At 71.2% G+C, this 25,627-nt stretch carries 20 protein-coding genes; 6 read left to right on the top strand and 14 right to left on the bottom strand.

The genetic code is table 11. The features are described from left to right. Positions 1-42: 42 nt before the first annotated feature. Positions 43-507, bottom strand: coding sequence for a hypothetical protein (locus R2J76_RS14835; RefSeq protein WP_316412415.1), 465 nt, complete (start codon positions 505-507; stop codon positions 43-45). Between the two features lie 154 nt (positions 508-661). Here R2J76_RS14835 and R2J76_RS14830 point away from each other — a divergent pair, with 154 nt between their 5' ends. Next, positions 662-2,782, top strand: a complete 2,121-nt coding sequence (locus tag R2J76_RS14830; protein WP_316412414.1) for a hybrid sensor histidine kinase/response regulator — start codon at positions 662-664, stop codon at positions 2,780-2,782. Positions 2,783-2,807: 25 nt separating this feature from the next. Then, the gene (locus R2J76_RS14825) at positions 2,808-4,913 is read left to right on the top strand and encodes an alpha-amylase family protein (RefSeq protein ID WP_316412413.1); all 2,106 of its coding nucleotides are present in this window, start codon (positions 2,808-2,810) and stop codon (positions 4,911-4,913) included. Here the strand turns inward: R2J76_RS14825 and R2J76_RS14820 are convergent. Further along, entirely contained in the window at positions 4,894-5,163 is a 270-nt protein-coding gene (locus R2J76_RS14820) for a hypothetical protein (RefSeq protein ID WP_316412412.1), read from the bottom strand. The genes R2J76_RS14825 and R2J76_RS14820 overlap by 20 nt on opposite strands. 96 nt (positions 5,164-5,259) lie before the next feature. Here R2J76_RS14820 and R2J76_RS14815 point away from each other — a divergent pair, with 96 nt between their 5' ends. The 3 genes from R2J76_RS14815 to R2J76_RS14805 all read left to right on the top strand — a co-directional run bounded on the left by R2J76_RS14815 (position 5,260) and on the right by R2J76_RS14805 (position 7,785). Then, positions 5,260-5,688, top strand: a complete 429-nt coding sequence (locus R2J76_RS14815; protein WP_316412411.1) for a hotdog fold thioesterase — start codon at positions 5,260-5,262, stop codon at positions 5,686-5,688. A 28-nt stretch (positions 5,689-5,716) separates the two neighbouring features. Further along, a complete protein-coding gene (locus tag R2J76_RS14810; protein ID WP_316412410.1) occupies positions 5,717-6,088 on the top strand; it encodes a (deoxy)nucleoside triphosphate pyrophosphohydrolase in 372 nt (123 codons plus the stop codon). 152 nt (positions 6,089-6,240) lie between these two features. Continuing rightward, positions 6,241-7,785, top strand: coding sequence for a methyl-accepting chemotaxis protein (locus tag R2J76_RS14805; RefSeq protein ID WP_316412409.1), 1,545 nt, complete (start codon positions 6,241-6,243; stop codon positions 7,783-7,785). Positions 7,786-8,224: 439 nt separating this feature from the next. Here the strand turns inward: R2J76_RS14805 and R2J76_RS14800 are convergent, their stop codons facing one another. After that, positions 8,225-9,349: a DUF4382 domain-containing protein gene (locus tag R2J76_RS14800; protein WP_316412408.1), complete on the bottom strand. Its 1,125-nt coding sequence runs from the start codon at positions 9,347-9,349 to the stop codon at positions 8,225-8,227. Between the two features lie 121 nt (positions 9,350-9,470). Here R2J76_RS14800 and R2J76_RS14795 point away from each other — a divergent pair, with 121 nt between their 5' ends. Next, a complete protein-coding gene (locus tag R2J76_RS14795; protein WP_316412407.1) occupies positions 9,471-9,989 on the top strand; it encodes a GNAT family N-acetyltransferase in 519 nt (172 codons plus the stop codon). On the opposite strand, the gene R2J76_RS14790 is transcribed toward R2J76_RS14795, so the two are convergent. The 11 genes from R2J76_RS14790 to tssE form a co-directional block, all read right to left on the bottom strand. Continuing rightward, complete coding sequence (locus R2J76_RS14790; RefSeq protein WP_316412406.1) at positions 9,923-10,567, bottom strand: alpha/beta hydrolase; 645 nt, start codon at positions 10,565-10,567, stop codon at positions 9,923-9,925. The genes R2J76_RS14795 and R2J76_RS14790 overlap by 67 nt on opposite strands. Positions 10,568-10,664: 97 nt before the next feature. Continuing rightward, positions 10,665-11,648 (bottom strand): SPFH domain-containing protein, encoded by a 984-nt coding sequence (locus tag R2J76_RS14785; RefSeq protein WP_316412405.1) that lies wholly within the window; start codon positions 11,646-11,648, stop codon positions 10,665-10,667. 324 nt (positions 11,649-11,972) lie between these two features. Continuing rightward, on the bottom strand, positions 11,973-12,371 hold the full coding sequence (locus R2J76_RS14780) for a DUF4150 domain-containing protein (RefSeq protein WP_316412404.1): 399 nt from the start codon (positions 12,369-12,371) through the stop codon (positions 11,973-11,975). A 10-nt stretch (positions 12,372-12,381) separates the two neighbouring features. Then, positions 12,382-13,017: a DUF3540 domain-containing protein gene (locus R2J76_RS14775; RefSeq protein ID WP_316412403.1), complete on the bottom strand. Its 636-nt coding sequence runs from the start codon at positions 13,015-13,017 to the stop codon at positions 12,382-12,384. Next, positions 13,017-14,069 (bottom strand): pentapeptide repeat-containing protein, encoded by a 1,053-nt coding sequence (locus tag R2J76_RS14770; protein ID WP_316412402.1) that lies wholly within the window; start codon positions 14,067-14,069, stop codon positions 13,017-13,019. Before R2J76_RS14770 ends, R2J76_RS14775 begins: the two co-directional genes overlap by 1 nt. Next, positions 14,066-16,891, bottom strand: coding sequence for a DUF2169 family type VI secretion system accessory protein (locus R2J76_RS14765; RefSeq protein WP_316412401.1), 2,826 nt, complete (start codon positions 16,889-16,891; stop codon positions 14,066-14,068). The genes R2J76_RS14770 and R2J76_RS14765 overlap by 4 nt, the downstream gene beginning before the upstream one ends. An 8-nt stretch (positions 16,892-16,899) precedes the next feature. Continuing rightward, entirely contained in the window at positions 16,900-19,818 is a 2,919-nt protein-coding gene (locus R2J76_RS14760) for a type VI secretion system Vgr family protein (protein ID WP_316412400.1), read from the bottom strand. Positions 19,819-19,839: 21 nt separating this feature from the next. Further along, complete coding sequence (tssH, locus tag R2J76_RS14755) at positions 19,840-22,434, bottom strand: type VI secretion system ATPase TssH (RefSeq protein ID WP_316412399.1); 2,595 nt, start codon at positions 22,432-22,434, stop codon at positions 19,840-19,842. Beyond that, the gene (tssG, locus tag R2J76_RS14750; protein WP_316412398.1) at positions 22,431-23,495 is read right to left on the bottom strand and encodes a type VI secretion system baseplate subunit TssG; all 1,065 of its coding nucleotides are present in this window, start codon (positions 23,493-23,495) and stop codon (positions 22,431-22,433) included. The genes tssH and tssG overlap by 4 nt, the downstream gene beginning before the upstream one ends. Then, positions 23,459-25,189 (bottom strand): type VI secretion system baseplate subunit TssF, encoded by a 1,731-nt coding sequence (gene tssF, locus R2J76_RS14745; protein WP_316412397.1) that lies wholly within the window; start codon positions 25,187-25,189, stop codon positions 23,459-23,461. Before tssF ends, tssG begins: the two co-directional genes overlap by 37 nt. A 20-nt stretch (positions 25,190-25,209) precedes the next feature. Next, positions 25,210-25,626: a type VI secretion system baseplate subunit TssE gene (gene tssE / locus R2J76_RS14740; protein WP_316412396.1), complete on the bottom strand. Its 417-nt coding sequence runs from the start codon at positions 25,624-25,626 to the stop codon at positions 25,210-25,212. Position 25,627: the final 1 nt, after the last annotated feature.

Raw genomic sequence — 25,627 nt, 5'->3', positions numbered from 1 at the left:
TGCTAACGTCCTCCAGTCCCCCTCATCCCGGTCGATCCTTTATCAGGGACGGCCCCGGCCCATCACCTTCGAGAAAAGGAACCAGGCTATCCATAGGGCCGGCAGGCCCAGGACCATGAACACCGGCAGGGAGGGCCAGGCGCCTTCCTGGAAGGCGTTCAGGCCGCCGCCCAGGGCGAGGACCAGCAGGGTCCGCAGGGATGCGGTGGGCCAGGGGCGGGGCGCCAGGGCCAGGACCAGGCCACCGGCCAGGGTCGCGGGGAGCACGGCGCTGGCGTTGAGGTGGATCCAGGGGCCGCCCAGGGCCGGGCCCAGGCCCCCGATGCCCTCGCCGTGGGCGAGGGCGGCGTAGCCCACGGCGGCTCCCGACAGGGCGCCCGCGAGCAGCTCCCGCCAGTACCGCGCCAGGAAGCGACGGCGGAAGACCGGGTCGCACAGGGCGGTGAACCAGGGCAGGGCCTGGGGCTGGCCGCAGCAGGAACCCTTGGGGTCGGAACAGCAGGACATGGCAGGCTCCTCGCTTCCAGTGTCGCCCGGGACGGGGGCCGGGGACCAGCCCGTCCCCGGGAGTTGTGACGGCCATCCGGCCCAAGGTTCCAGTGGACGTAAATGCCGGATGCCTCACAATGGGCCGAATCACCACTCAAAGTCCGGACCCCCCATGACCTTCCGCTCCCTGCGGGCCCTTCTCCAGAGGCCGCTCCAGGTCCCCCCCGCCGGGGAGGGGGACGTGGCCTATTGGCGGCAGCGGATCCTCGATCTGATGCTGGCGGCGGGCGTGGTGCTGGGGCCCCTGGTGCTGGTGCCCAGCTTCCTGCTGTCCCTGAAGGTGCGGTTCTGGACCGTGGCGGCCGTGGACGTGCTGGCCTACGCCTGGGTCCTGGGGGCGGCGCTCCTGGCGGGGTGGAGCTACCGCGCCCGGGCCTGGGGCCTGGTGGCGCTGCTGTACCTGCTCTCCCTGGTGCTCCTGGCGCGGCTGGGCTCGGCGGGGGCGGGCATGCTCTGGCTGGGGGCCATTCCGGTGCTGGCGGCCATCCTCCTCAGCCCCCGGGCCGCCCTGGCCTGCTGGGGGCTGGCCCTGGCCACCCTGGCCGGGTGCGCCGTGGCGGTGCGGGCGGGGGTCATGGTCAACGGCCCCATGGGCGGCGGCCCCGCGGAGGTCTTCGAGACCTGGGTGGTGGTCTCGGTGAACGGCCTTTTCCTCAGCGCCTTCATCGCCCTGCCCATCGCGCTGCTCCTGCGGGGCCTGGAGCACACCCACCGGGCCTATTCCCGGGAGGAGGAGCGCTTCACCCGGGTCTTCCAGCTCTCCCACGAACCCATCGCCATCAGCCGCCGCTCCGACAACCGCTTCCTGGACGTGAACGAGGCCTGGTGCCGGGTCTACGGCTGGACCCGGGCGGAGGTGCTGGGCCGGACCTCCAGCGAGCTGGGCCTCTGGAAGGCCGAGGAGGACCGGGATGGCCTCCGGGCCGAGCTGGAATCCACGGGCGGCATCGCGCCCCGGGCCACCGAGCTGCGCCGCAAGGACGGTGGAGAGGTGTCGGTGCTCCTCTCCGCCAAGGTGCTGGACCTGTCGGGGGAGGGCTGCCTGTTGACCCTCAGCCAGGATCTCACCGCCACCCGGGCCGCGGAGGCCGAGCGCCGGAGGCTGGAGGGGGAGCTGCAGCACGCCCAGAAGCTGGAGAGCCTGGGCAGCCTCGCCGGCGGCGTGGCCCACGACATGAACAACATCCTGGCCGCCATCATCGCCCTGGGTTCCACCCTCCAGGCCCAGTACGCCGGGGACGCCGCCCTGGCCCGGGCGCTGGAGACCATCCTCAGCGCCGGGGAGCGGGGCCGGAAGCTGGTGCGGGGCCTCACGGACTTCGCCCGCAAGGGGCTGGAGGACCCGCGGCCCGTGGACCTCAACGAGGTGGTGCGCCGGCAGATCGAACTGCTCCACGGCACCACCCTGGCGCGGGTGGAGATCGCCACGCACCTGGACCCGGGCCTGCCGGCGGTGCTGGGGGAGCCCTCCTCCATCGCCAACGCCCTGATGAACCTCTGCGTCAACGCCCTGGACGCCATGCCCCAGGGCGGCGCCCTGGACCTGCGCACCGGCGTGGACGGCGAGGGGTGGGTGGAGATGGCCGTGTCGGACACGGGGCAGGGCATGGCTCCCGACGTGGTGGAGCGGGCCATGGAGCCCTTCTTCACCACCAAGGCCGTGGGCAAGGGCACGGGGCTGGGCCTCGCCGGGGTCTACGGCACCATGAAGGCCCATGGCGGCTCCATGGAGATCCGGAGCCAGGTGGGGCAGGGCACCCGGGTCACCCTGCGCTTCCCGGCCACGGCGGGGCCCGGGCCCGCCGGTCCCGGAACGGAGGAGGCCGGCGCCGAGGACCCGGGCCCGCCCCTGCGGATCCTCCTGGTGGACGACGACCCGATCATCCTGGAAACCCTCCCCACCGTCCTGGCCTTCCTGGGCCACGGCGTCACCACCGCCTCCCGGGGCCAGGAGGCCCTGGACCGCATCGCCGCGGGGCTGGACGTGGACCTGGTGGTCCTGGACCACAACATGCCCGGCATGAGCGGCGCGGAAACCCTGGTGCGCATCAAGGAGCTGCGCAGGACCCTGCCGGTGATCCTCTCCACGGGCTTCCTGGAAGGGGGCGTGGAGGATCTCGTGCGGGACCTGCCCGGCGTGTGGCTCCTGCACAAGCCTTACGCCATGGCCGCCCTGCGCCGGAAGCTCAGGGCCGTGCAGGAGGGTGACGGCTCCGCTAGAATCGAGGCATAGAACCTTCAGAGCCGGGAGCCCCGGAATGAGCAAACTCCAAGATCTCCTCCGGATCCTCGACGCGCGGGTCGCCGCCACGGAAGACCAGGTGTTCAACTACACCGTGCCCGATCTCTGGAACTGCTTCGACTACCAGGGCGAGGAGCTGCGCAAGACCCCCTGGGGCGAGCTGGTGGTGAACCCCTACAGGTTCTACCGGGACGCCATCCGCCGGTTCGTGGAGCCCCGCATGGGGCGGGTGCGCACCTGGGGCAAGCCCCTCAGCCGCCACCTGGACATGGAGCCCGGCCTGGAGGGCGGCGACTGGATCCGCCGCGCCACGGTGTATTCCATGATGGTGCGCACCTCCACCGCCTGGGACCACGACCGCTCCGGGGGCCTGGAGGACGCCGACCTCTACGGCCTGCGGGAGACCGGCACCTTCGTGAAGTCCATCGCGCTGCTGTCCCTGCTCCACAAGATGGGCGTGACCTGTGTGTACCTCCTGCCCATCTCCCGGTTCTCCCTGCGGGACAAGAAGGGGGAGCTGGGCTCGCCGTACGGCGTCTCCAGCTTCTTCTCCCTGGATCCGGGGCTGAAGGACCCCATGACGGGCCCGGACTTCACGGTGGAGGACGAGTTCCGCGCCTTCGTGGAGGCCTGCCACGTACTGGGCATGCACGTGATGATCGATCTCATCCCCCGCACCAATTCGGTGGATTCCGAGCTGATCCTGGAGCACCCGGACTGGTTCTACTGGATCCGCCACGCCGACCTGGCGGGGTACAAGCCCCCCTACGTGCCCGGCCTGGGGGTGCAGATCCGGCCCAGGGCCGAGTTCCTGCCGGTGGTGTACCAGAGCGCCGAGGTGCGCCAGCACCTGGCGAAGTTCGTGGAGAACCCGGGCCAGGCCCAGCCGGAACGCTGGGCCGAACTCCAGGCCCACCTCCGCGCCGACCCGGGCGCGGCCGTCATGGATGAGGTGCAGCGGCGCTTCGGCCTCACCATCGCGCCGGCCTTCTCGGACCAGATCAACGACCCCCAGCCGGCCTGGAACGACGTCACCTTCTTCCGCATGTACCTGGACCACCCCGAGGCCTCCGTGCCCCACCTGGACCGGGAGTACGCGCCCTACATCCTCTTCGACGTCATCAAGGCCAACCTCTACCAGGGCAAGGTGCGCAACGAACCCCTCTGGGAGCTCCTGGCGGGCATCATCCCCTTCTACCAGACCCAGTTCGGCATCGACGGGGCCCGCATCGACATGGGCCACGCCCTGCCCCGGGAGCTGGTGGAGCGCATCATCCGCGGGGCCCGCCACGTGGATCCGCACTTCTGCTTCATCGCCGAGGAGATGGAGATCGAGCGCGCCGCCGTCGCCCGGGAGCTGGGCTACAACATGATCCTGGGCGACGGCTTCCTCCAGGAGCCCCGGGTCCTGGAGTTCAAGACCCACCACTACATGTACGAGGCCCGGAACCTGCCGTGCCCGGTGTACGCCTGCGGGGAGACCCACGACACCCCCCGGCTGGCGGCCCGGGAAGGGGGGCGGCCCCTGGCCCGCATGCTCACGATCCTCAACCTCTTCATGCCCAACGGCGTGCCCTTCCTCAATTCCGGCCAGGAGGTGTACGAGCTCCAGCCCATGAACACGGGCCTGGACTGCCGCCCCAACGAGGCCTACCAGCTGGATCCCAAGGACCCCTACTACGGCCGCCTCGCCCTGTTCGACCGGTACGCCCTGCACTACCTGAACCAGGGCCGCTGGGAGCTTCCGGACCAGCTGGCCTGGGTGTCGGCGTTCCGCCGGGACCACATCGCCACCTTCACCCGCCTGGAGAACGCGGTGCCCCTGGGCTTCAACTCCCCCCGGGACCCCGGCATCGCCTTCGGGTTCGTGGAGGACGCCCTGCGCGGCGCCCTGGTGCAGGAGGGGGGCGTGTTCGTGGTGGTGGCCAACACCGACGTGCACAACCCCCAGTACCTCACCGTGCACCTGGACGCGCTGCGCCGGGCCTCGGGCAACGCCGCCCGCCGGGGCTCCCAGCTCTTCTCCACCCACGGCCTGGCCCGGGACGTGCACGACTTCGACACCCACGGGAACCTCTCCATGAGCTTCCAGCCCGGGGAGGTCAAGCTTCTCCGGATGTGAACCTTTCCATGGCCTGGAGGGCGTCCGAAAGGTGCCGTTCCAGCAGGCGTCCCTGGGCGGCAAGGGCCTCCAGGCGGGCGGTATGGGCCTGGGGGCCCCGGAGCTCGGTCCGGTCCAGGCGGGTCAGGGTGGATTCCAGCTGGACCAGAAGGGCCGCCCCGTCGTTCCAGACCGGCATACTGGCCTCCAGGCGGCCCAGGATGGTTTCCAGGCGGTCAAGCAGCGTGCGGACATCCTCCCGGTTGGGCATCCCTGCTCCTCGTTTCCGTATTCCCAGCCAGTATAGGCCCTCCGCGCAAGGCCGGGTTCAGGTCACAATCAAGGTTCCCGACCCCCCTGGAGTCCCATGGCCATCTGGAAGCAGCCCATCACCCTCGACATCCTCGCCGCCATCAGCCGCAAGACCGCCGTGGAATGGGTGGGCATCGAATTCCTGGAGATCGGTCCGGACCACCTCACGGGCCGCGTGCCCGTGGACGAGCGCACCCGCCAGCCCTTCGGCATCCTCCACGGGGGCATCAGCGTGGTGCTGGCCGAGACCCTGGGCTCCTGCGCCGCGGGCTTCGCCGTGCCCGAGGGCCACAGCGCCGTGGGCATCGAGATCAACGCCAACCACCTCAAGAGCGTCTCCCGGGGCTGGGTGACGGGGGTGGCCCGCGCCGTGCACCTGGGCCGCACCACCCAGGTGTGGTCCATCGAGATGCGGGACGACGCGGGGGACCTCACCTGCGTTTCCAGGCTGACCCTCGCCGTGCTGGCGCCCCGGGCGAAGTAGGGCCTTGGGGGCCGGAGGGAGGATCCGCGTGGTGGCCGCCGTGGCGGAACGGGACGGCCGGTTCCTCCTGTGCCGGCGCCCGGCGCACAAGCGCCACGGGGGCCTCTGGGAATTCCCCGGGGGCAAGCTGGAACCGGGCGAGTCGCCCCAGGACGCCGCCCGGCGGGAACTGGCCGAGGAACTGGGCGTGGAGGTGCTCGCCTGCGGGGAGGCGCTGTATGCCATCGAAGATCCCGGCTCCCCCTTCGTCATCGAATTCCACCGGGTGGCATTCGCCGGGGAACCCGTCTGCCTGGAACATGCGGCGCTGGCCTGGGTGGACGTTCTTGAAATGCTCCGGCTGGAGCTGGCGCCAGGGGACCGGCGGTTCGCGGAAGTCCTTCGGGGCGAGGGGTTGTAGGCGGCATCCAGGGAACCGGTCCCTCCAGAGGCATAAATTTTTTTTATATATTTATTCATGGTTGCCGTTGAAGAAGGGTAGGGGCTGGTAAAATGCCAGCATCCACCCCATGCGTTCCAAGCGTTCGGCGTTCCATTCAACGGGAGCCCTCGATGAAGATTGGCCAGAAGTTCTCTGTCATCAGCGGTGCCATGATCGCGTGCACGACGGCGGCGATGATGCTGCTGAGTCTCACGATCATGTACCGGGCCCTGGGGCGCCAGGCCTCGACGGCGCAGGAGGGGGCGATGAAGACCCTGATCGAACTCCTGGACCAGAAGGGCAAGGGGTTCCGGATATCGGACGGGAAGCTGTTCGTCGGGGATTGCCTGCTGAACGACAACAATGAATTGCCCGACAAGGTGAAGGCCCTGTGCGGCGGCACCGCCACCCTTTTCATGGGGGACACGCGCGTGGCCACCAACGTGATGACGCCCGAGGGCAAGCGGGCCATCGGCACCAAGCTCCAGGGACCGGCCCGGGAGGCGGTGCTGGGAAGGGGCGAACGGTACCGGGGCGAAGCCTCCATCCTCGGGGAGACGTACCTGGCGGCCTATGACCCGATCAAGAATGCGGCGGGAGAAACCATCGGGGTCCTGTTCGTGGGAATCGAAAAGAGCGAATATTTCAGTTCCTTCTACCAGATGATCTGGATCGTCGCGGGCATGACGGCCACCGCGCTGGTCGTCGCCTATTTCATCGTGTCCCATTTCGCCAACAAGATGACCCGCCCCCTTTCCAGGATCGCGGCGGGCATGGAGCATTCCGACCTGACCCTGACCCTCGAGGCGGGCGGCGACGACGAGGTCGGCGCGCTGTCGAAGGCCTTCAATGCCTACAACCACGGCCTCAAGGAAAGAATCCAGCACGTCGCCGATTTCGCCGGAAGGGTCGCCTCCGGAAGCACCGAGCTTTCGGCCTCCGCCGACGAGATCGAGCGCACCGTGACCGAAATCGCCAAGGTCAGCGAGAACCTCAAGGCGGAAGGGGAAAGCGTGACGGAGGCCATCGGGGATCTCTCGAAGAACGCGGGGGTGGTGGCGGCCAGCACGAAGGAAAGCGAACAGGAAAGCCGGAATGCGGTCCTGGATACGGAGCGCAGCGCGGAAGCGGGGGAAAACGTCGTCCGGAGCATGGACGAGATCCAGGCCGTCATGAAGCAGATCGTGGGTGCCGTGCAGGTCATCAAGGAGATCGCCAACCAGACCAATCTCCTGTCCCTGAACGCCGCCATCGAGGCGGCCAAGGCCGGGACCCACGGCAAGGGCTTCGCCGTGGTGGCCGAGGAGGTGCGCAAGTTGGCGGAGCGTTCCGGCACCGCCGCCAAGGAGATCGAGGGCCTGATCCAGCGCACCGGGGCGGCCGTGGAAGGCGGCATGACCAGCGTCAACGCCAACATGGAGAGCCTGGACGCGATCCGGAAGCGCATCACGGGCATGGCCTCGAAGATCCAGCGGATCGGCGATGTGGCCGATGGCCAGGCCGCCACCAGCGCCCAGGTTTCCGCCAGCATGAGCAGCACCGCCCTGGGCCTGGCCCAGAACGCCACAGCGACCCACGAACTCACCGCCACCGTCCACGAGATCGCCAAGACCTCCGAGGACCTCTCCCGGGTGGCGGAAGGCCTCCAGGGGCTCGTGAAGGAATTCCGACTCTAGGTTCAAGGGTTGATCCCCTTCATCCTGTTCATCCGATCTCATCCCTGTTCCCGCAGGGCCAGCGATGAGGTGAGGCGGCGCGTCATTGATCCGCATGCGCCGACCCATCCCGGCTCTGGCCCTGCGGGAACAGGGATGAGATCGGATGAACAGGATGAAGGGGATGAAAGAGGGACCTGGCCGATCCCTCTACATGCGCTCAAGGTCCCCGGAATCTGCAGGATCCCCAGACCAACTCCGACCGGACGTACTTCCCGGCGCCGCCGACCGATCCGCGTCGGCGCGCTCCGTCATCCCCGCCACCCCACGCGAAGCACGCCCTCCGACTGGGTCGGGGCCAATGGGTGACAACCCGGCCCCATGTCCAAGACGCGGGCTTTCCGTTGCTGCGTGCCCCGCACGCAGCAACGAACCGGGTCGAAGGTCCGGGACTCGTACCTTAGAACGCCAGCGTCGCGTTGGTGGTGCCGCCCGCGGCCACGGCCTGCTGGGAGCCGTTGTTGGGCACGGGGGCGGCGCCGGAGGTGCTGCGCTGGGCGGTGACGCCGTAGGTGCCGGGGGCGACGGACAGGAAGGACACGGTGTCCTGGCTGGCGCCGATGATGGCGGTGCGGGAGCGGATGATGAGGTTCTGGGCGCCGGCGCCCGTGGCCAGGGACTGGCGCAGTTCGCCCCAGGTGCCCTGGGTGTCCGAGGACTTGGGGGTGATGGCGAGGACGAGGGTGCCCGAGGTGACGGGGGCGGTGAAGGTGAGGTTCGCGTTGAGGGTGGCGCCCGCGGCCAGGGTCCCGGGGGCGGCGGCTTGGGCCTGGCAGTTCAGGGGCTGGGCGGCCAGGTAGTAGATGGCCCCGGAGGGAAGCCCGTCCAGTTCGAAGGCGCCGGAGGCGTCCGAGACGGCGCGGCGCGCCAGGGTGGCCAGGCCCACGCCGTCCACGGTCTGGGCGAGGACCTCGACGCCGGCGAGCTTGCCGTTGGGGCCCGCCACCTGACCCGTGATCCGGCCGCAGTTGGTGGCGTCGAAGGCCTGGCCCGTGGCGTTGAAGCGGTAGGGGGTGGCCGAGGCCGGAGCCGTGAGCACGCCCTGGTCGCCGCTGAGCATGATCAGCGCCTGGGCCGAGCCGTTGGAGGGAAGGGTGGCGCTGCCCTTGACGACCGTGGTGGTGGGCATGGCCAGCACCTGCCCCGCGCCCCCCTCGGGGATCACGTAGGCCGGCAGGTTGATGGCGGAGTTGTAGTTCTTGGTGCCCCAGGTGAGGCGGAACTGGGTGTAGGTCCCCGAATAGACCTTGGCCGCGTTGAGGATCACCACCCCGTGGCCGTTCTGCAGGGCCATGAGGTCCACCGTGGTCTGGGGCGAGCCCAGGTTGAGCCACCTGCTGCCGTCCTGGGTGCCCTCCACCTTGTCCAGGCTCACGACCACCTGGGAGAAGCCCGGCAGATTGTCCGAACTGAGCGTGAGGGTGAGGGTGCCCGTGGGGGCGCTGGAGGTGCTGCTCCCGCCGCAGCCCAGGAGGAAGGCCAGGGCGGCGCAGGTGGGCAGGGCAAGCTTCGGGATTCCGCTCATGAACACCTCGTATCAGCCTGAGACCTCGCAGGCACCGGGAAAGTTTAACCCAGGACGGGGGGGGGGTGGGCTCCGGCCCCGGGCGGCCACCCGCTGATATCCTGGCTCCGGAGGAATCCCCATGCCCGTGCGCCGCCTCAGCCCGGAGGACCTCCCGGCCATCCTGGAGGTGCAGCGGGCCTGCTACCCGGAGGCCCTCCGCGAGGCGGAGGCCGTCTTCGCGGCCAAGCTGCGGGCCTTTCCCGGGGGCTGCCGGGGCCTCCACCGGGGGGACCTGGTGGGCGCCTACGTCTTCTTCCAGCCCTGGCGGAGGGGCCGGGTCCTGCCCCTGGGCGACGCGGCCCCCCCTCCGGCGGACCCGGACTGCCTCTACGTGCACGACCTGGCCGTGATTCCCGCCTGGCGGGGCACCGGCGCCGCCGGGGACCTGCTGGCAGCCGTCCTGGGCCTGGCGGCGGACCTGGGCTTGGGGACCCTCGCCCTCACGGCGGTGCAGGGGGCGGAACCCTTCTGGGAGCGCCAGGGGTTCCGGCGGGTGCGGAGCTTCACCTATGCGCCGGGAGTGGACGCGACCTACATGGTCAGGATCCTGGAAAGGAACCGCCCCGCGGCCTCCAGGAAGGGCGGCGCCCATTCGTGACCGCCGTCGAAGCGCACCACCTCCGGCCGGATCCCCAGGGCCTCCAGCGCGGCGATGTCCTTCTCCAGCTGGGGGCCCGAGTAGAATCCGTCCCGCTCGCCGCGCCCCAGGAGCACCGGGGGGAGCTCGAGGGAGGGGTGTGCGGCCACGTCCGGGGGCAGATCCCCGCCCAGGATGACGAGCCCGTGGCAGGGCCCGCACCGGGCCGCGGCGCGCCAGGCCATGGCGGCGCCCTGGGAGAACCCCGCGAAGACGAGCCGCCCGTCCCGGCCCCCGGCCCGCACATCGGCGACCACGCCGCGCACGTAGGCCACGTTGTCCTCGATGGCCCGGTCCCGGTCCTGGGCCGTCATCCAGGAGCCCACCACCTCGCGGGTCTTCGGGCTGTAGAACCGGTGCAGGGCCTGGACCGACACCCGGGTCCAGTCCCCGGGGATGCGCCGGAGATCCTCGAGCATCTCCTCCGCGCACTGGCCGTACCCGTGGAAGCCCACCAGGATGGGGGCTCCGGGCCGGGAGGCGGGTTCCACCAGGTAGCGGCCCGTGGTGGGGGTGCTGATGAGCCGGGTGTCGGGCATGGGACTCCTTCGGGGGAAGGGCGGGCTTTCCGCCCAGGCCGTTGCGGGGTGTCCATTCTATCGGGAACCGCGCCGGCCTCCTCCGGCCCGGGACCCCTCAGGACCCGACGATCCCCCGGCGCACCGGGGCGGGGGCCGGGGCCCTGGGCGGCGCCGGCGCGGGCTCCGGCGGCGGCTCCGGGTCCTTGCGGAACAGTTCGCCCACGGCCCCCAGGGAGGAGAGGGCCGCGCCCAGGTCCGAGGGCAGGAAGATCTTGGTGGCCTTGCCGTCGGCCACCTTCTCCAGGGTCTCCAGGCTCCTGAGCGCCAGGAGGCCGGCATCCGGATTCCCGGCGTGGATGGCGTTGAAGACCGTCTCGATGCGGAACCGCTCGGCTTCGGCGAGGACGCGCACCGCCTGGGCCTGGCCTTCGGCGCGGATGATCGCGCCCTGGCGGTCCCCCTCCGCCCGGAGCACCTGGCTTTCGCGCTCCCCTTCGGCCTTGAGGATGGCGCTCTGCTTGAACCCCTCGGATTCCAGGATGGCGGCGCGCTTTTCCCGTTCGGCCTTCATCTGCTTGGACATGGCGTTGGTGATATCGGTGGGGGGTTCGATCTTCTGGATCTCCACCCGCACCACCTTCACGCCCCACTCGTCGGTGGCCTCGTCCAGCACCAGCCGGAGCTGGGTGTTGATCTTCTCCCGCCCCGTGAGGGTCTGGTCCAGCTCCATCTCGCCCACGATGTTGCGCAGGTTGGTCTGGGCCAGCTTCACCGCCGCGTACGAGAAGTTGCTGATGTTGTAGATCACCCGCACCGGGTCCGTGATTCGGAAATAGATCACCGCGTCCACGGTCACGGCCGCGTTGTCCTTGGTGATCACCTCCTGGGGCGGCACCTCGATGACCTGCTCCCGGCTGTCCACCATCTCAAGGCGCTGCACGAACGGCATCACGAACACCAGCCCCGGCGCCCGGGGCGGCGCCGTGTACCGGCCCAGGGTCTCCACCACCCCCTTCTGGTAGGGCCGGATGATGCGCAGGCTGCGGATCGCCAGGACCAGCACCAGGAAGGCTCCGAACAGGAGGAAGGGATGAGGCATCGTCGGCTCCCGGAAAGGGCGGGGTCCGGCGGGGACCCCTGGTGCCTTGAAATGATTGATTTATTTGAAAGGTTCCCCGGAAGTCCGCCTTTTCCGGGTGGGCTCCTTTGCCCAACCCGAAGGCCTTGCCTTGATCCCTGTTCATCCCGGACATCACCGTCCATCCCTGTTCCGCAGGGCTCGCGATGGATTGGGTCGGCGCTCTCATTACCCACATCGCCGACCCATCCAAGCCTCGGCCCTGCGGAACAGGGATGAACGGTGATGTCTGGGATGAAGGGGATGAGGCCTACGGAATCCCGGCGAGGATGGGCGGTTTTGTTATCACGACAGGACCAGCACCCGGGTCTGGGAGGGGGCCAGGCTCAGGCCGGCGGCGTTGGTGCCGTTCTGCAGGGTGGGATCCAGCATGCGGGTGACGGGGGCCCCCCCGGAGAAGACCTTCACGCTGCCCATGAGATGCCGGGCCGGGCCCATCATCATGGCCGAGGCCACGCCGCCCATGACGCCGGCGTTGTCGCCGGCGCTCATGGGCACCACCGTGGCCAGGGTGTGGACGGGCATCATGGAGACCAGGTGGCGCGGGTTCGTGGTGGGCGGCAGGGCCATGGGCGGGAGGACGATGTTGGGATAGGGGATGGGCACCGGGCCCACCGGGGTGGGCGTGAGGCACACGTCCGGAAACGCGAAGGCCATGCCGGACAGGGAGCAATTCAGGAACATGGCGGCCTCCTCAGCCCATGTGGATCCGTTCGCCGTCGATGCGGGTGTCCTTGGCGCTGAGCAGGACGGTGTGCTCCGAGCCCACGGAATAGAGCCCCTTGCTCCTGCGCAGCAGTTGCCTCCCTTCCACCTGGTCCAGGTCCTCGGTGCGCCGGATGTAGGTGCGGGCCTGGTGGAACAGGTGCTGCACCAGGGTCCGGCAGATGCGGCCCAGCACGGAGATGCTGTGGAAATGGGCCTGGAGGGAGCGGCCCTCGGCGATGACCTCGTCGCAGGCCAGCACCGCCTCCCGGCTCTGGTGGACGGCCACGTCGGCGAGGCAGGTCAGGTGCCCGGAGGCGGCGAGGGTGATGCCGCTTCCCGAGGCCAGGCGCAGATCGCCTTCCTCCGTGCGGAGGGTGGCGTCCCCCGGGAAGGCGAGGGTCATGGCCTGGGGCCCCGGGCGCTCCAGGATGGCCAGGAGGTGGTATTCGCCGTCCTCCGAGGGCAGGCAGAGCACCCAGTCCCCCGCCTCCGGCCGCACCAGGCAGCTGAAGGCCAGCCGGGCCTTGACCAGGCCGTCCGGGCCTTCCAAGGCGATGTCCCCGCCCGACACGAAGAGGACCCGGGCCCGCAGGCCCGGGGAAGCGACAAGGACTTCGGGCATCATGGCTTCCCCCATCGTTCGGCGCGGCTGCGCGCGGCGTCCGTGCCCAGGGCCCGGGCCCTGCTGGATCCGGCCCAGGTGGTGCGCTCCTCCAGGATCTCGTGGAGGTTGGCCTGCACCAGGGCGGCCCCGGTCAGGTCGGCGTCCATGAGCCAGGCGTGGGACAGATCCGCGCGGCTCAGGTCCGCGTGCGGGAACCGGGCCCCCACCGCCTTCATGCCGGCCATCTGGGCCATGGTCAGGTCCGCCCCCGCGAAGTCCGCCCCGGCGAGGTCCGCCCCCTGCAGGCTGGCCTGGGGCAGCCGCGCCTTCCGGAAGGAGGCGCCCGCGAGCCCGGCCTCGTAGAAGTTGGCCAGCTCCAGGTCGGCGCCGTCGAAGCGGGCCCCCTCCAGATGGGCCTTCAGGAAGCCGCCCTGCCGGAGCCGGGCGCCCTGGAAATGGCACCCCGCCAGCATGCATTCGCTGAACTGGGTCCGGGCGAGGTCCATGCCGCCGAAGGCGATGCCCGCCAGCTGTGCCTTGTGGAAGTGGCAGAGGTGCAGGGTGGCCCCCTGGAAGACCGCGTCCTGGAAGGCGCTTTCGAAGAAGACGCAGGTGTCCAGGAGGGCGCCGCCGAAGTCCGCGGCCTCGAAGCCGCAGCGCAGGAAGGAGACCCGTTCGAAAGCGGCCCCGGCGAAGGAGGCCCCCGCGAAGGCGGCGTCGACGAAGGCCGTGTCCCGGCCCCCGGCGCCGGCGAAGGTGGCCCCCTCCAGGCCGCATTCCAGGAACCGGGCCCCGTCCAGGCCGGCCTCCCCGAAGGCCGCGCCGGCCAGATCGCCATGGACCAGGTTGGCCTGGCGCAGGCTGGCGCCCCGGAAGGCCGCGCCCCGGAACCGGCAGTCCTTGAAGGTGGCTTCGCCCAGGTCGGCCCCGTCGAAGCGGCAGCCCCCGAAGGCGGTCTCCAGGAAGACCCCGCCCGTGAGATCCGCGCCCCGCAGGTCGGCCCCGGCGAAATCCTCGCCCACCAGGATCTCGCCGGCCTTCACCAGCCGGGAAAGTTCCTCGCCGTTCATCGGGGCCTCCAGCCCTGGAGCAGGGTCCTCTCCAGATTGCAGTCCGTGAAATCCGTGGCGCCCAGGGTGGAGCGCAGCACGTCCACCCCGTGGAGGTTGGCCCCCCTGAACCGGGCCTGCACCAGGTTGGCCTTGGCGAGGGAGCCCTCCATGAGATCGATGCGCTCCAGGTTGGCGCCCGTGAGGATGGCCTTGCGGAACTGGGCCTGGCGCGCGCGGGCGCCGGAGAGGTCGGCCCCGGCGAGGTCGGCCCCGGAAAAGAGGGCCCCCGCCAGGGAGGCCTCCCGGAAGCGGGCTCCCCGCAGGGGGAGGTGCAGGAAGGTGCCCCGGTCCAGGCGGGCCCCGGCGAAGCTCAGGCCGGCCAGGACGGCCTTGCCCGGGGCGCTGGCCAGGAAGCAGGCCGCCTCCAGGTCGGCGCCGTCGAAGCGGACCTCCTCCAGGCGCGGATCGGCCCAGGTGGTGTGGTCGAGGCGCGCGCCGGAGAAGTCCGCCTCCCGCCAGGCGCACTGGAGGAAGGTGGCCCGGCCCAGGCGGGCCTCCCAGAACCGCGCCCCCTGGACCTCCAGCCGGAGGAAGGTGGCGGATTCCAGGAAGGCCCCGGCGAAATCCGCCCGGTCCAGGTCCACCTCCATGAGGGTGGCCCCCCCCAGGCGGCAGCCCTGGAAATCCGCCCCGGCGAAGGTGCCGAGCTCGAGGGTGGCGCCCAGGAGGTTGGCCTGGGGGAAGCGCGCCCGGGCCGCGGCCGCGCCGCCCAGGTTGGCCCCCTCCAGATCGGCCCCGGTGAAATCGGCCGCCTCCAGCCGGGCCCGGGCGAGGATGGCGCCCCGCAGGTTCGCGCCCCGCAGGCTCGCGCCGCGCAGGTCCACCTGCTCCAGGTAGGCCCCGGAGAGGTCCACCCCGTCCAGCTTCAGGCCGGCCAGGTCCAGGCAGGCCCAGTCGCCCCCGGCCAGGGGCCCGCCCCCGGCCAGGGCCCGCAGGAAGGCCGCCCTGCGCGTGGGCAGGTCCTCCGCGTGGGGGGAGGCGCCTTCGGGCATGCGGTGGGCGCCCCGCAGGTAGAGGGGCCGGAAGGCGGCCTCGGCCCGGCGCAGGGATTCCTGGATGCGGCTCCGCACCGGTTCCAGGCCGTCCACGGTGGCGCCCAGGGCGGCCGCCCCATCCGCGGATCCCCGGGCCGCCATGTCCCCCAGGCCGGCCCGGGCCTGGGCCTCGGCGGCCTCCAGGGGCTCAAGCAGGGGCCGGGGATCGAAGCGGGGCAGGGGGACCCGGGCCGGCCCGGGGGCGGCGCCGTCCTCCAGGGTCCGGGCCGCCGTGTCCAGGGCGCGCCGGAGCTCCCCGGGCAGGTCCGCGGGGGCCTGGGCGCCCATGCCGGCCAGGGCGCCGGCGCGGGTGGCGTCCACGTGGGCGGTGAGTTCGTCCTTTCGGGACCGGGTGAGCGTCTCCACCGCCTTCAGGACGCGGTCCAGCTTCCCGAAGGAGAAATCCTTGAGCTGGACGGGGCCGCCCCGGCCCACCCCGGGCAGGAGCCGCTCCATCTCCTCCTGGAGCGCCCGGGCTCCGGGGTCCGGCGCCGGGACGCCGGAAGGCGGCCGGAGGGCTTCCCCGTCCAGGCGCAGGGGCTCCGGCGGGCCCTGGGCCGGCAGGGCCTCGCGGGCCTGCGCCAGGGCGGCGTCCAGCTTCTCCCGGGCCAGGGCCCGGAGCCGGTCCTTCTGGGCCTCCATGTTGCGCGAGAAGGCGCTGGGGGCGGGCTGCGCCGGGGCCGTGAGGCGCTCCAGGGCGCAGGCCTGGTCCGGGGGGATGAGGTCCTGGGTGGCCAGGACGTCCAGGAGCGGGTCCTGGGCCTCCAGGCGCCGGGCCAGGGCCTCCCGGTAGTGGTCCAGGCCGCGGGGGGCCCCGGGGGATTCGAAGGCGGCCAGCAGGTGGGTGATCCGGGAGGCCTCGTCGTCGGCGACCTCCCGTCCCCCGCGCCAGAAGAGCCAAAGCAGGCTCTGGGCGGGGAAGCACCACACCGTGTCCAGGTTCATGGACAGCTCCGAGAACTGCGGGGCGCCTCCCAGGTCCTGGTTCAGGAAACAGCGCACCCGGAACCCCGGAAGGCGGCCCTGGAGGACCTCGATCTCCGGATGCAGGTGGTGGAAGGCGTAGCTCTCGTCGCCCCGGAAGTAGCCCGGGAGGCGCTGCTCCCCGGGCCCGCAGAGGAAGAAGCGCCAGTCGAAGCCCGCGGGGTACCCGGGGAAGTCGCGGTGCAGGTAGTCCGGGCCGCAGTCGGGCTGGAAGGCCCTGCGCCGGGGGTGGCCGGGCCCCGCGGGGCCGGGGAAGGCGGGATCGGGCCGGTCCCGGGGCGAGGCCACCAGGTGCGCCGGATCCTCCACCTGGGGCAGCTGGCCGTCCTCCCAGCCCTGGCCCGCGGGGTTGGCCTGGAAGCCCGCGCCGCCGAAGGCGTGGGCGGGGTCCAGGGGGCAGTGCGCCACGGGCCCGGGCTCCGTGGGGCCCAGGGCCCCCCAGCGCCGGGGACCGAACACGAAGAGCCTGCGCTCCACCGGGCCCACCCGGAAGAGCACCTCGTGGCCCGCCACCGGGCGCCCCCCGGGGCTGTGGAAGGCGCCGGTGAGCAGCACCTCGCCCTGGGGCTTGGGCATGCCGGCGTCCGGAAGGTCATCGGGCCCCAGGGCCCCCAGGGCCTCCTTCAGGAAATCCAGGTCCAGCAGCGGTTCGCCGGAGGGGATCCGCAGCCCCATGGAGGCGCTGTGGATGGAATAGAACCGGTGGCCCTGCTCCAGGACCCGGGAACAGACGCTCACCTGCATGGGGCGGATGGTCTTCATGGGGCCGCTCAGAAATAGATGTGGATGCCGCTGGAGATGCGGGCGGAGGCCTTCCGCAGCGCCACGCCGGCCTCGTGCAGGTCCACCCCCACCTTGTTCAGGTTGATCTGGGTGTTGGCCAGGGCCACCTTCAGGTCCTCGATGTCCATGGCGTTCTGGTCCTTGGCCTTGACGCCGGGGACCTTCAGCTCGAATTCCTTGGTCACGTCGTCGTAGGCGAGGGTGATCGGGTTGATGGTCAGGTCGAACTTCACGCCCTTGCCGTAGGTGATGTTGGCCACGGCGCTCGCGTACAGCGCGATGGTGGCCTGCGCCCCCACGTATCCGGTGATGGCCACGCAGGAGCCCAGGCCCACGTTGTTGCTGATGGCGACCGTCGGGCTGGGGCTGATGGTCTGGGTGAGGGAGAGCTGGGGCACCAGCGGGAAATTGGCGGTGCCGATGAAGCCGTTGCGGTTGTTGTAGGAGATGCTCGTCATGGTCCCCAGGATGCTGTCCCAGGCGGTGGTGGTGACCACCCCGTTGTCGTTGATGGTCTCGGCGGTCTTGACGACCCGGGAGCCGCCGGAGGTGAGGGTGTAGGCCTGGGTGATCTGGCGGCCCTCCAGGGTGATCGTCTGGGAATCGCCCCGGGTCACGGTGAAGGTGGGGCCGTCGGCGTAGGAGTACGAGTTGCCGTAGCGCTTGGAGACCACCGTGTCGCCGGGGGCCATGGCCCCGAGGAGGCTGCCGGCGATGCCGTCCCAGTCCCCGCAGCCCTTCCCGGGCTTCTCCTTGTAGGTGAGGGCGCCCGAGGCCGCCGGGAGGAAGTTCCCGGGGCCGCCGCACTGGGTCGAGTCGTCCTGGTCCAGGCCGTCGGGGGAGGCGCACACCACCGCGTAGCTGGGCCCCTTGGCGTAGGTGAAGGCCCGGGTGGTGCGGGTGAAGGAGAACGTGGTGCCGTCCATGAAGCTCAGGGTCGGATTGGGCTTGGGGGGCGCGGGCGGGGTCGCGGGCACCGTGGGCGAGGGCGGCTGGGCCGCGGGGGCGGGGTAGTAGCGATCCTTGAGCTGGGTCACCAGGGGCTGGGCGTCGGGGGGGTTGTAGGCGGCGGCCGCCAGGTGGAGGGCGGTCAGATCCGCGTCCTGGCGCTGGCGGACCGTGGGGGGCTTGGCCGCGGCGTCCACCTCGTGGACCTTGATGACCCGTTCGGTGGGGATCTCGCCGGCGTAGCTGGCGCTGCCGGTGATGGTGGTGGCGTCGGGGATGACGTCGCCCTTGGAATTGGTGCGCAGGGTGTCCATGAGCGGGCTCTCGATCCACACGTGCTGGGGCGAGAAGATCACGATGCCCGTGGAATCCCGGGAGGTCACCCGCGCGCCCATCTCCGTGTCGGAGGTGTCCGGGGCGCCCAGCCGGATGCAGTTGTTGTAGGTCTTGTCGAAGATGAGGATCCTCTCGGACCCCGCCTTGTCCTCCAGGAGGATCTCGTTGCCGGCGGAGCTGACGATGCGGTTCTGGGTGGCGTTGGCGCCCAGGACCACGCTGGGGGTTGCGGCGTTGGGCACCGCGGCGGCGATGACCGGGGAATCGGGGTCCCCTTCCAGGAAGGTGAGGAGCACCTCGGTGTCCTTGTGGAGGGGGAAGTGCATGCCGTGGTCCGAGCCCGCGTAGGGCTGGGCCATGCGCAGGTAGGCCGAGGCCTTGGCGTCCTTGCGCCCGCTCAGGTCGAAGGGAAGGACCACCTTGTACCGCCCGTGCAGGTCCAGCTCGGCGAACTGGCCCGCCCCGGCGGCGTCGATGCGAGCCGTGAGGGTGCCGGAGATGCGGGGCGCCGGGGTGTCCTGGGGGGGCCGGAACTGCACATCCGAGGGGATCGCCACGAAATCGTTGCGGTAGAAGACCGCCGTCTCCAGGCCGGCCAGGGCCTTCTGCAGGCCCGAGGTGAAGGCCCCGGCCTGGCTCCCCTCGTGGTGGACCTCCACGGCCAGGTAGGTGCGGTTGTAGTCCTCCCGGAAATGCCTTTCCACCTGGAAGGTGAAGCCCGGCGCCAGGAACGGCGCCGACCCGGTGCCCCGCACCCGGTTGCGCCGGCACAGCAGCTCCTCCTTGCGCAGCCGGGCCAGGCGCTCCCCCTCGCCGGGGGTGTGGAAATGCTCCCCGTAGAGGTAGACCTGGCCCTTGCCGTCGGCGTCCACCTCGGCCTTGCCCTCCAGCTCCAGGGAGGGCTTGAGGTAGTCGTGGTCCTTGAGCAGCACCTTGGAGGGGATCACCTGGCTGCGGCAGGCGAAGGTCTTGAGGGTCTCGTCCTGGGCCAGGGCGTCCAGGCCGGAGGCGGGGGCGTAGGCCACCCTGCGGCCCTGGGGCGCCTCCTTGTGCCCGGCCAGGTCGTCCACGAAGACCACCTTCTCCCCGTCCCGGCCCTGCTCGAAGAAGTAGCAGATGCCCTCCCGCTCCAGCCAGCGGGAGAGGAAGTCGAAGTGGCTCTCCCGGTACTGGCACACGAATTCCCGGGGCGGGTAGTCCCCCTTCAGCCGGAATTCGAAGTCCGCGGAGGTGAGGCCGCCCTCCACCAGCACCTCCCGCAGGATCTCGGGCACCGTGCGGTCCAGGAACACCTGGTTGTGCCGGGTGATGGACAGCCACCACAGGCGCGGCACCAGCCGGGCCCGGTAGAAGCCGTGGCCGTCGAATTCGCCCAGCTGCTCGAATTCGCTCAGCATGCCCTTGAAGGCCACGTCCCCGCCCGAGGGCCGGTGGATGGTGAAGGTGGCGGGCTTGTTCAGCAGGTCCTGGAGGTTCAGGTCCAGGCGCCGGGAGAGCAGGTCCAGGTCGAAGGCGTAGAGGCGGGAGATGCCCTCGTCGCCGGTGAAGTGGACCACCGCGAGGGCGTTCTCCGGCAGGGCGCCGGTGTGGAACGAGTACTTCTTCTGGGAAAGCAGTTCCATGGCGGGCCGGGCCTCCAGGTCTCAGGGTTCGAAGCGGAAGACGAAGGCGCCGTCCCCGTCCACGTCCAGGAGGGCCCGGGAGGGCAGGGTCCCGGAGCCCATGGCGGCCAGGATCTCCTGGCTCAACTGGGGCAGGATGCCGGCGTTGAGGATGTGCTCGATGTTGCGGGCGCCGGATTCCACGTCGGTGCAGCGGGCGGTGATCCGTTCCACCACCGCCGGGGTGTGCTCCAGGACCATGCGGTTGTTGTCCCGGAGGGTGCGGGCCACGCGCTGGAGCTTGAGGGCCACGATGCCCTCCAGGGCCGAGGGATCCAGGCTGAAGAAGGGCACGATGCCCATGCGCGCCAGGAGCGCGGGCTTGAAGTGCCGGCTCAGCAGGGGCCGGATGGCGGCGGTGACGGATTCGGCGGGGACGGGCCCCCGGGAGGTCATCTCCTGGATCACCTCCGAGCCCAGGTTGCTGGTGAGGATGATGATCGTGTTGCGGAAATCGATCTCCTTGCCCTCGCCGTCGGCCAGGGTGCCCTTGTCGAACACCTGGTAGAACGTGTTCATCACGTCGGGGTGGGCCTTTTCGCATTCGTCCAGGAGCACCACCGAATAGGGCTTCTGGCGCACCGCCTCGGTGAGCATGCCCCCTTCGCCGTAGCCCACGTAGCCCGGGGGCGAGCCCACCAGGCGGCTCACGGTGTGCCGCTCCTGGAATTCGCTCATGTTGATGGCCACCACCTGCTTCTCGCTGCCGAAGAGCAGGTCCGCCAGGGTCAGCGCCGTCTCGGTCTTGCCCACGCCGCTGGGCCCCACGAAGAGGAAGACCCCCAGGGGCTGGCGGGGATCCTTGACGCCGGCCTTGGCGGCCTTGAGCCCCTCGCCCAGGGCGGCCAGGGCCTGGTCTTGGCCCTTGATGCGCTCGCCGATGCGGGAGGCCAGGTGGAGGATGGTCTCGGCCTCGTCCCGCAGGACCTTGCCCAGGGGCACGCCGGTCCAGTCCGACACCACCTGGGCCACGCCGTCGGGGTTCACGTCGATCTGGATGAGGGCCCGGTCCGCCTGGAGCTCCCCCAGCTCCGCCGCGGCCGCCGCCAGGGTCCCGGCCGCCGCCTCCCGTTCCCCGGGACCGGCGGCGCCCAGGGCCTCCCGGGCCGCCACCACCCGGTGCGCGGCCTCCCGCTCCCGCTCCCACCGCGCCCGCAGGGCCTCGGCCTCCCCCCGGCGCCGCTCCGCCTCGGCCAGCACCTCCAGGAGCCGCTGGGCATCGATGGCCACGCCGTGGTCCCGGTCCCGCTCCAGGGCGCCGCGCTCCCGGTCCAGGGCCTGGAGGCCGCGCTCCAGGTCCTCCAGGGCGGGGGGCTTGGACGTGAGGTTGATCTTCACCCGGGCGCAGGCGGTGTCCAGGAGATCGATGGCCTTGTCCGGCAGGAAGCGCCCGGTGACGTACTTGTCCGAAAGGACCGCCGCGGCCCGCACGGCGTCGTCCCGGATCACCACCCCGTGGGCCTTCTCGTAGCTGGGCCGCAGGCCGCGCAGGATCAGCACGGTGTCCTCCACCGTGGGCGGGTCCAGCTTGACCAGCTGGAAGCGCCGGGCCAGGGCGGGGTCCTTCTCGAAGTACTTCTTGTACTCGCCCCAGGTGGTGGCGGCCACCGTGCGCAGCTCGCCCCGGGCCAGGGCCGGCTTGAGCAGGTTGGCGGCGTCGCTCCCCCCGGCGGCGCCGCCGGCGCCGATGAGGGTGTGGGCCTCGTCGATGAAGAGGATGATGGGCCTGGGGCTGGCCTTGATCTCGTTGATGACGCCCTTGAGCCGGTTCTCGAACTCCCCCTTCATGCCCGCCCCGGCTTCCAGGAGGCCCATGTCCAGGCCCAGGAGCGTCACCCCCTGGAGCAGGCCGGGCACGTCGCCCTCGGCAATGCGCAGGGCCAGGCCCTCCACCACCGCGGTCTTGCCCACGCCCGGATCGCCCACGCAGATGGGGTTGTTCTTCCGGCGGCGGGCCAGGATGTCCACCATCCTGCGGATCTCCCCGTCCCGGCCGAAGACCGGGTCGATGCCGCCCTCCCGGGCCTTGCGGGTGAAGTCCTGGCAGAAGCGGTCGATGAACCCCCCCTCCCCGCCGCCGCCCCGGGCCGGGGCCGGGCCGTTCTCCACGGAATGGCGCGTGAGGGTCCGGAACTCCCGGGCCAGGGTCTCGCGGTTGATGCGGCCCAGCAGGTCCATGGGGGGCCCCGAGGCGAACTGCCCGGGCCTGCCCAGGAGCACCAGGAGCAGGGCGCCGGAGCGGATCTCCCCCTCGCCCAGGTCCACGGAGCTCACCAGCCACCCCTCCTGGAGCAGGTCCAGGAGGACCGGGCTGAACACGGGCTTGCCGCCGTTGCCCGTGCGCAGCTCGCCCAGGGTCCCCTCCAGGAGCCGCTGGGCCTCCCCGGGCTCCACGCCGAAGGCCTCCAGGGCCGGGGTCCAATCGGCGCCCCGCTCCTCCAGGAGCTTGGAGGCCAGATGCTCCACCGTCACCTCGTAGTGCCCCCGGGCCACGCAGAGGCCCGCCGCGCCCTGCAGGGCGCGGGTGCAGGTGGGGTTCAGGCGGGTCATGAGGGGCTTGAGGCCGACGCTGATCATGGGTGGGCTCCGCTGGCCAGGAGGGGGGCGACCCGCTCCCGGGGGTGTTTCCAGGTGTCGGGTTCCGGGAAGGTGATCTCGGTGAGGGCGGCGCCCTGGCCGGGGCTGGCCACCCACAGGTCCCGGCCCAGGCAGGACCAGTCCAGGGAGCCCAGGCGGCCCCCGAGGCCCGCGCCGCCCTTGATCCGGATGCGCAGGTCCCAGGCCAGGCCGTCCCGGCAGTAGAGGCGGATGAGTTCGCCCATGGCCCGGCAGGCCTTGCGTCCGGGCAGGAAGCGGTGCAGATCCTCGGCCTCCAGGGGGCCCAGCTCCACCCGAAAGGCGCCCATGCAGTCCTGGGCCTGGACCCCCAGGCAGGCGTCCACGCCCAGGGTGCGGTTGGCCTGGCCCAGGCGGCACCGCTGCTCGGCGGGAATGGCCACGGTGCGCTCCACGCAGGGCACGATGGCCAGCCCGGGCTGGTGGAAATAGTCCGCCAGGAGGGCCCGGAGCCCGGCCGCGGGGCGGGAGGCCAGGCCGAAGAGCCCGGCGTACTTGAGCAGGGCGTTGGGATCCACGTGCACGCAGGTGGCGGCGGGCCGGGCCATGCCCAGCAGGCAGAAGAGCCGCTCCAGGGCCCCGGCGTCCTCCCCCTCCACCAGGGAGTAGAAGAGCCGGTGCTTGGCCCAGCTGGCGAAGAAGAGGGGATAGATGGCGCCGTTGAGCACGTCCAGGAAATCCCGGGTGACGGTGCGGTGGGCGCCCTCCTCGTCCATGAGGTCTTCGGTGTAGAAGGTGGGCAGGGGGGAGGAGGCGCCGTAGAGGCCCAGGATGGCCACGGTCATGCGGTACCGGGACCCCTCCTCCTCGGTGATGGCCAGGATGTCCGAGGCGGTGAAGCTCAGGGACAGCTCGGGGCGCACCTTCACCCGGCGCCAGAAGGCGCGGGGGTCGCGCGTCCCCGCCTCGTGGGCGACGACGCGGCGGAGCAGCCGCAGGGCCTGGCCGAAGGCGAAGCGGGGCCCTTTTTCCAGCAGGCCGGATTTCAGGAAAGGGGACGGTCTCCGAGCCTCGCCGGCCATGGGGTGGTCTCTCCGAGGGGGGCTTCCTTGAGGGTGAAGCGGGTGAAGGTGTTGAGGCTGCTGAAGGCGGCCAGGAAGCGCTCCAGCACGGCGGCGAAGAGGTGCAGGTCGCCCAGGCTGGCGAAGCAGGCCGGATCGCCCTCCAGGACCAGGTGCTGGCCCCGGTACATGCGCCCCCGCACCAGCAGGTCGGCGGGCTCGGCGACCAGGGACCGGAGCCCCTCGATGCGCTTGAGGTGGCCCGGCAGGGAGGCCCGGTCCGAGCCCTGCTGGGCGTAGAGGGTGAGCAGCCCCTGGAGGTTGCCCGGGCGGGTGAGGGAGCCCAGGTTGAGGTTCAGGTGGCTCAGGAGCTTCCAGAGGTTGTTGCGGTCCAGCACCTGCTCGGGGGGCAGGGTGGGCGCCAGGAGGTTGCCGAAGTCCAGGAGCTCGGACGATTCCTCCGTCTGGCGGCAGATCTCCCCCACCTGGAGCCGGGAGGGCAGGGTCCCGTTGGTGCAGGTGAGGTGCACGGTGAGGGTCTCCAGCTCGGGGCCCGGCGCGTCCAGGGGGTAGCTGAAGGAGAGGTGGGTCTCCGGGGCGCCGTCCAGCTGGGAGCGGCCGCGGCGCACCTGGTACACCGCCGGGTCCCAGCCGCCCCGGGCGAAGGTGTCCATGGGGGCGTAGGCGCGGCGGTTCACCGAACCCTGGGCGTAGCCCACGACCCGGTCCACGGTGAACACCCGGGCGTGGTCCGGGGGGTACCCCGCGGCCTGGATGCGCACCCGCTCCTGCTGGTGGTCCAGGAGCACGGGCTCGGCCTCGGCCTTGAAGAGGTTGACGATGGGCGTGGCGAAGAGCACGAAGTGCTCCGGCCGGAGGCGGGGCGTCTCCACGGGGGCCGGGCCCAGTTCCAGCACCAGATCGAAGGCGCTGCCGCCGCCCCGGTCCCGCCACTGGTCCCAGCCCCGCAGGGCCAGGAACAGGTGCTTCTGGGGCAGCACGAAGTAGTCCTGGAGCAGGCGGAACCCCCCGAAGGTCTGCCCCGGCAGCGGCAGCAGGCCCTCGTCCGGATCGAAGCCCACCCGCTCCAGGGCCGACGGGGGCAGGTTCCAGACGCTCCCCCCCGCCGCCGGCACCACCTGGATGCCCTCCAGGTGGCGGGTCAGGAGCAGGTGCAGGGTGGTGGCCTCGGCCAGGCTCTCCCCCAGGTGGAGCACCAGCTCCGAGGGCCGCCAGGTGGCGAGGGTGAGGCCGTCCAGCTGGAAGCTCAGGCGGATGCGGGAGGTGCGGCCCGCCCGGGGCGGGGTCTCCACGGAGGTGAGGCGCAGGGGGTGCACCTCCACCGGCTGGGTGGTGCGGAAGCGGCAGGTGGTGCCGTCCACGGGGATGGAGGCCACCGTGGTGCCGGCTTCCACCCGGAGGGTCTGGCGCAGGTTGGGCTTGGGCCGGAAGGCCAGGATGCTGGCCGAAGGCACCGGCAGGAGCAGGTGCGGAAAGACCAGGTCCATGAGCCCGTGGATGATCTCCGGGAAATCGTCGTCCAGCTTGCCCCGGATCATGCCCGTGAGGAAGGCCACCCCTTCCAGCAGCCGCTCCACGTCGGGATCCGCCGAGGGCTCCCCGAGCATGGGGGCCAGGGCGGGATGGGCCCGGGCGAAGGCCGCCGAGGCCTCCCGCAGGTTGTGGAGCTCCTCCTGGTAGTAGGTGTCGATCAAGGGATCCTCCTTCGGGGAGGTCAGGGGCTCACGTTGAACCGGCCGCCCGGGGCCAGGGTGGTGTCCAGGGCCAGGGGGACCCGCTCATCCTTGGCCAGCACCCCGGTGATGCGGAAGCGCAGGTGGGAGCGTTCGCCGCCCCGGGTGTCGAAGGCCACCTGCACCCGGGCCAGCCGGGGTTCGAAGGCCTCGATGACGAGGCGGATGGAGCGCTGCATCTCCAGGGCGGTGTCCGTGAAGGTGTCGCCGCCCAGGTGGGAGAAGTCGGGAATGCCGTAGTCGGGCCGGATGGGCACGCTGCCCTGGCGCGTGTTCAGGAGCCGCCGGAGGTGCTCCAGGATCGAAGCGGTTTCCAGGGCGAGGTTGCCCGAGGCGCGCTCCGAGGGCGCGTGTTCCTGGTGCTTGATGCGCTGCAGCAGGCGCTCCTGGTAGATCATG

It is taken from the genome of Mesoterricola silvestris (genome assembly GCF_030295405.1).
In the GTDB taxonomy this organism is placed as follows: Bacteria; Acidobacteriota; Holophagae; order Holophagales; family Holophagaceae; genus Mesoterricola; species Mesoterricola silvestris.
This window is presented reverse-complemented; position numbering and strand designations above follow the sequence as displayed.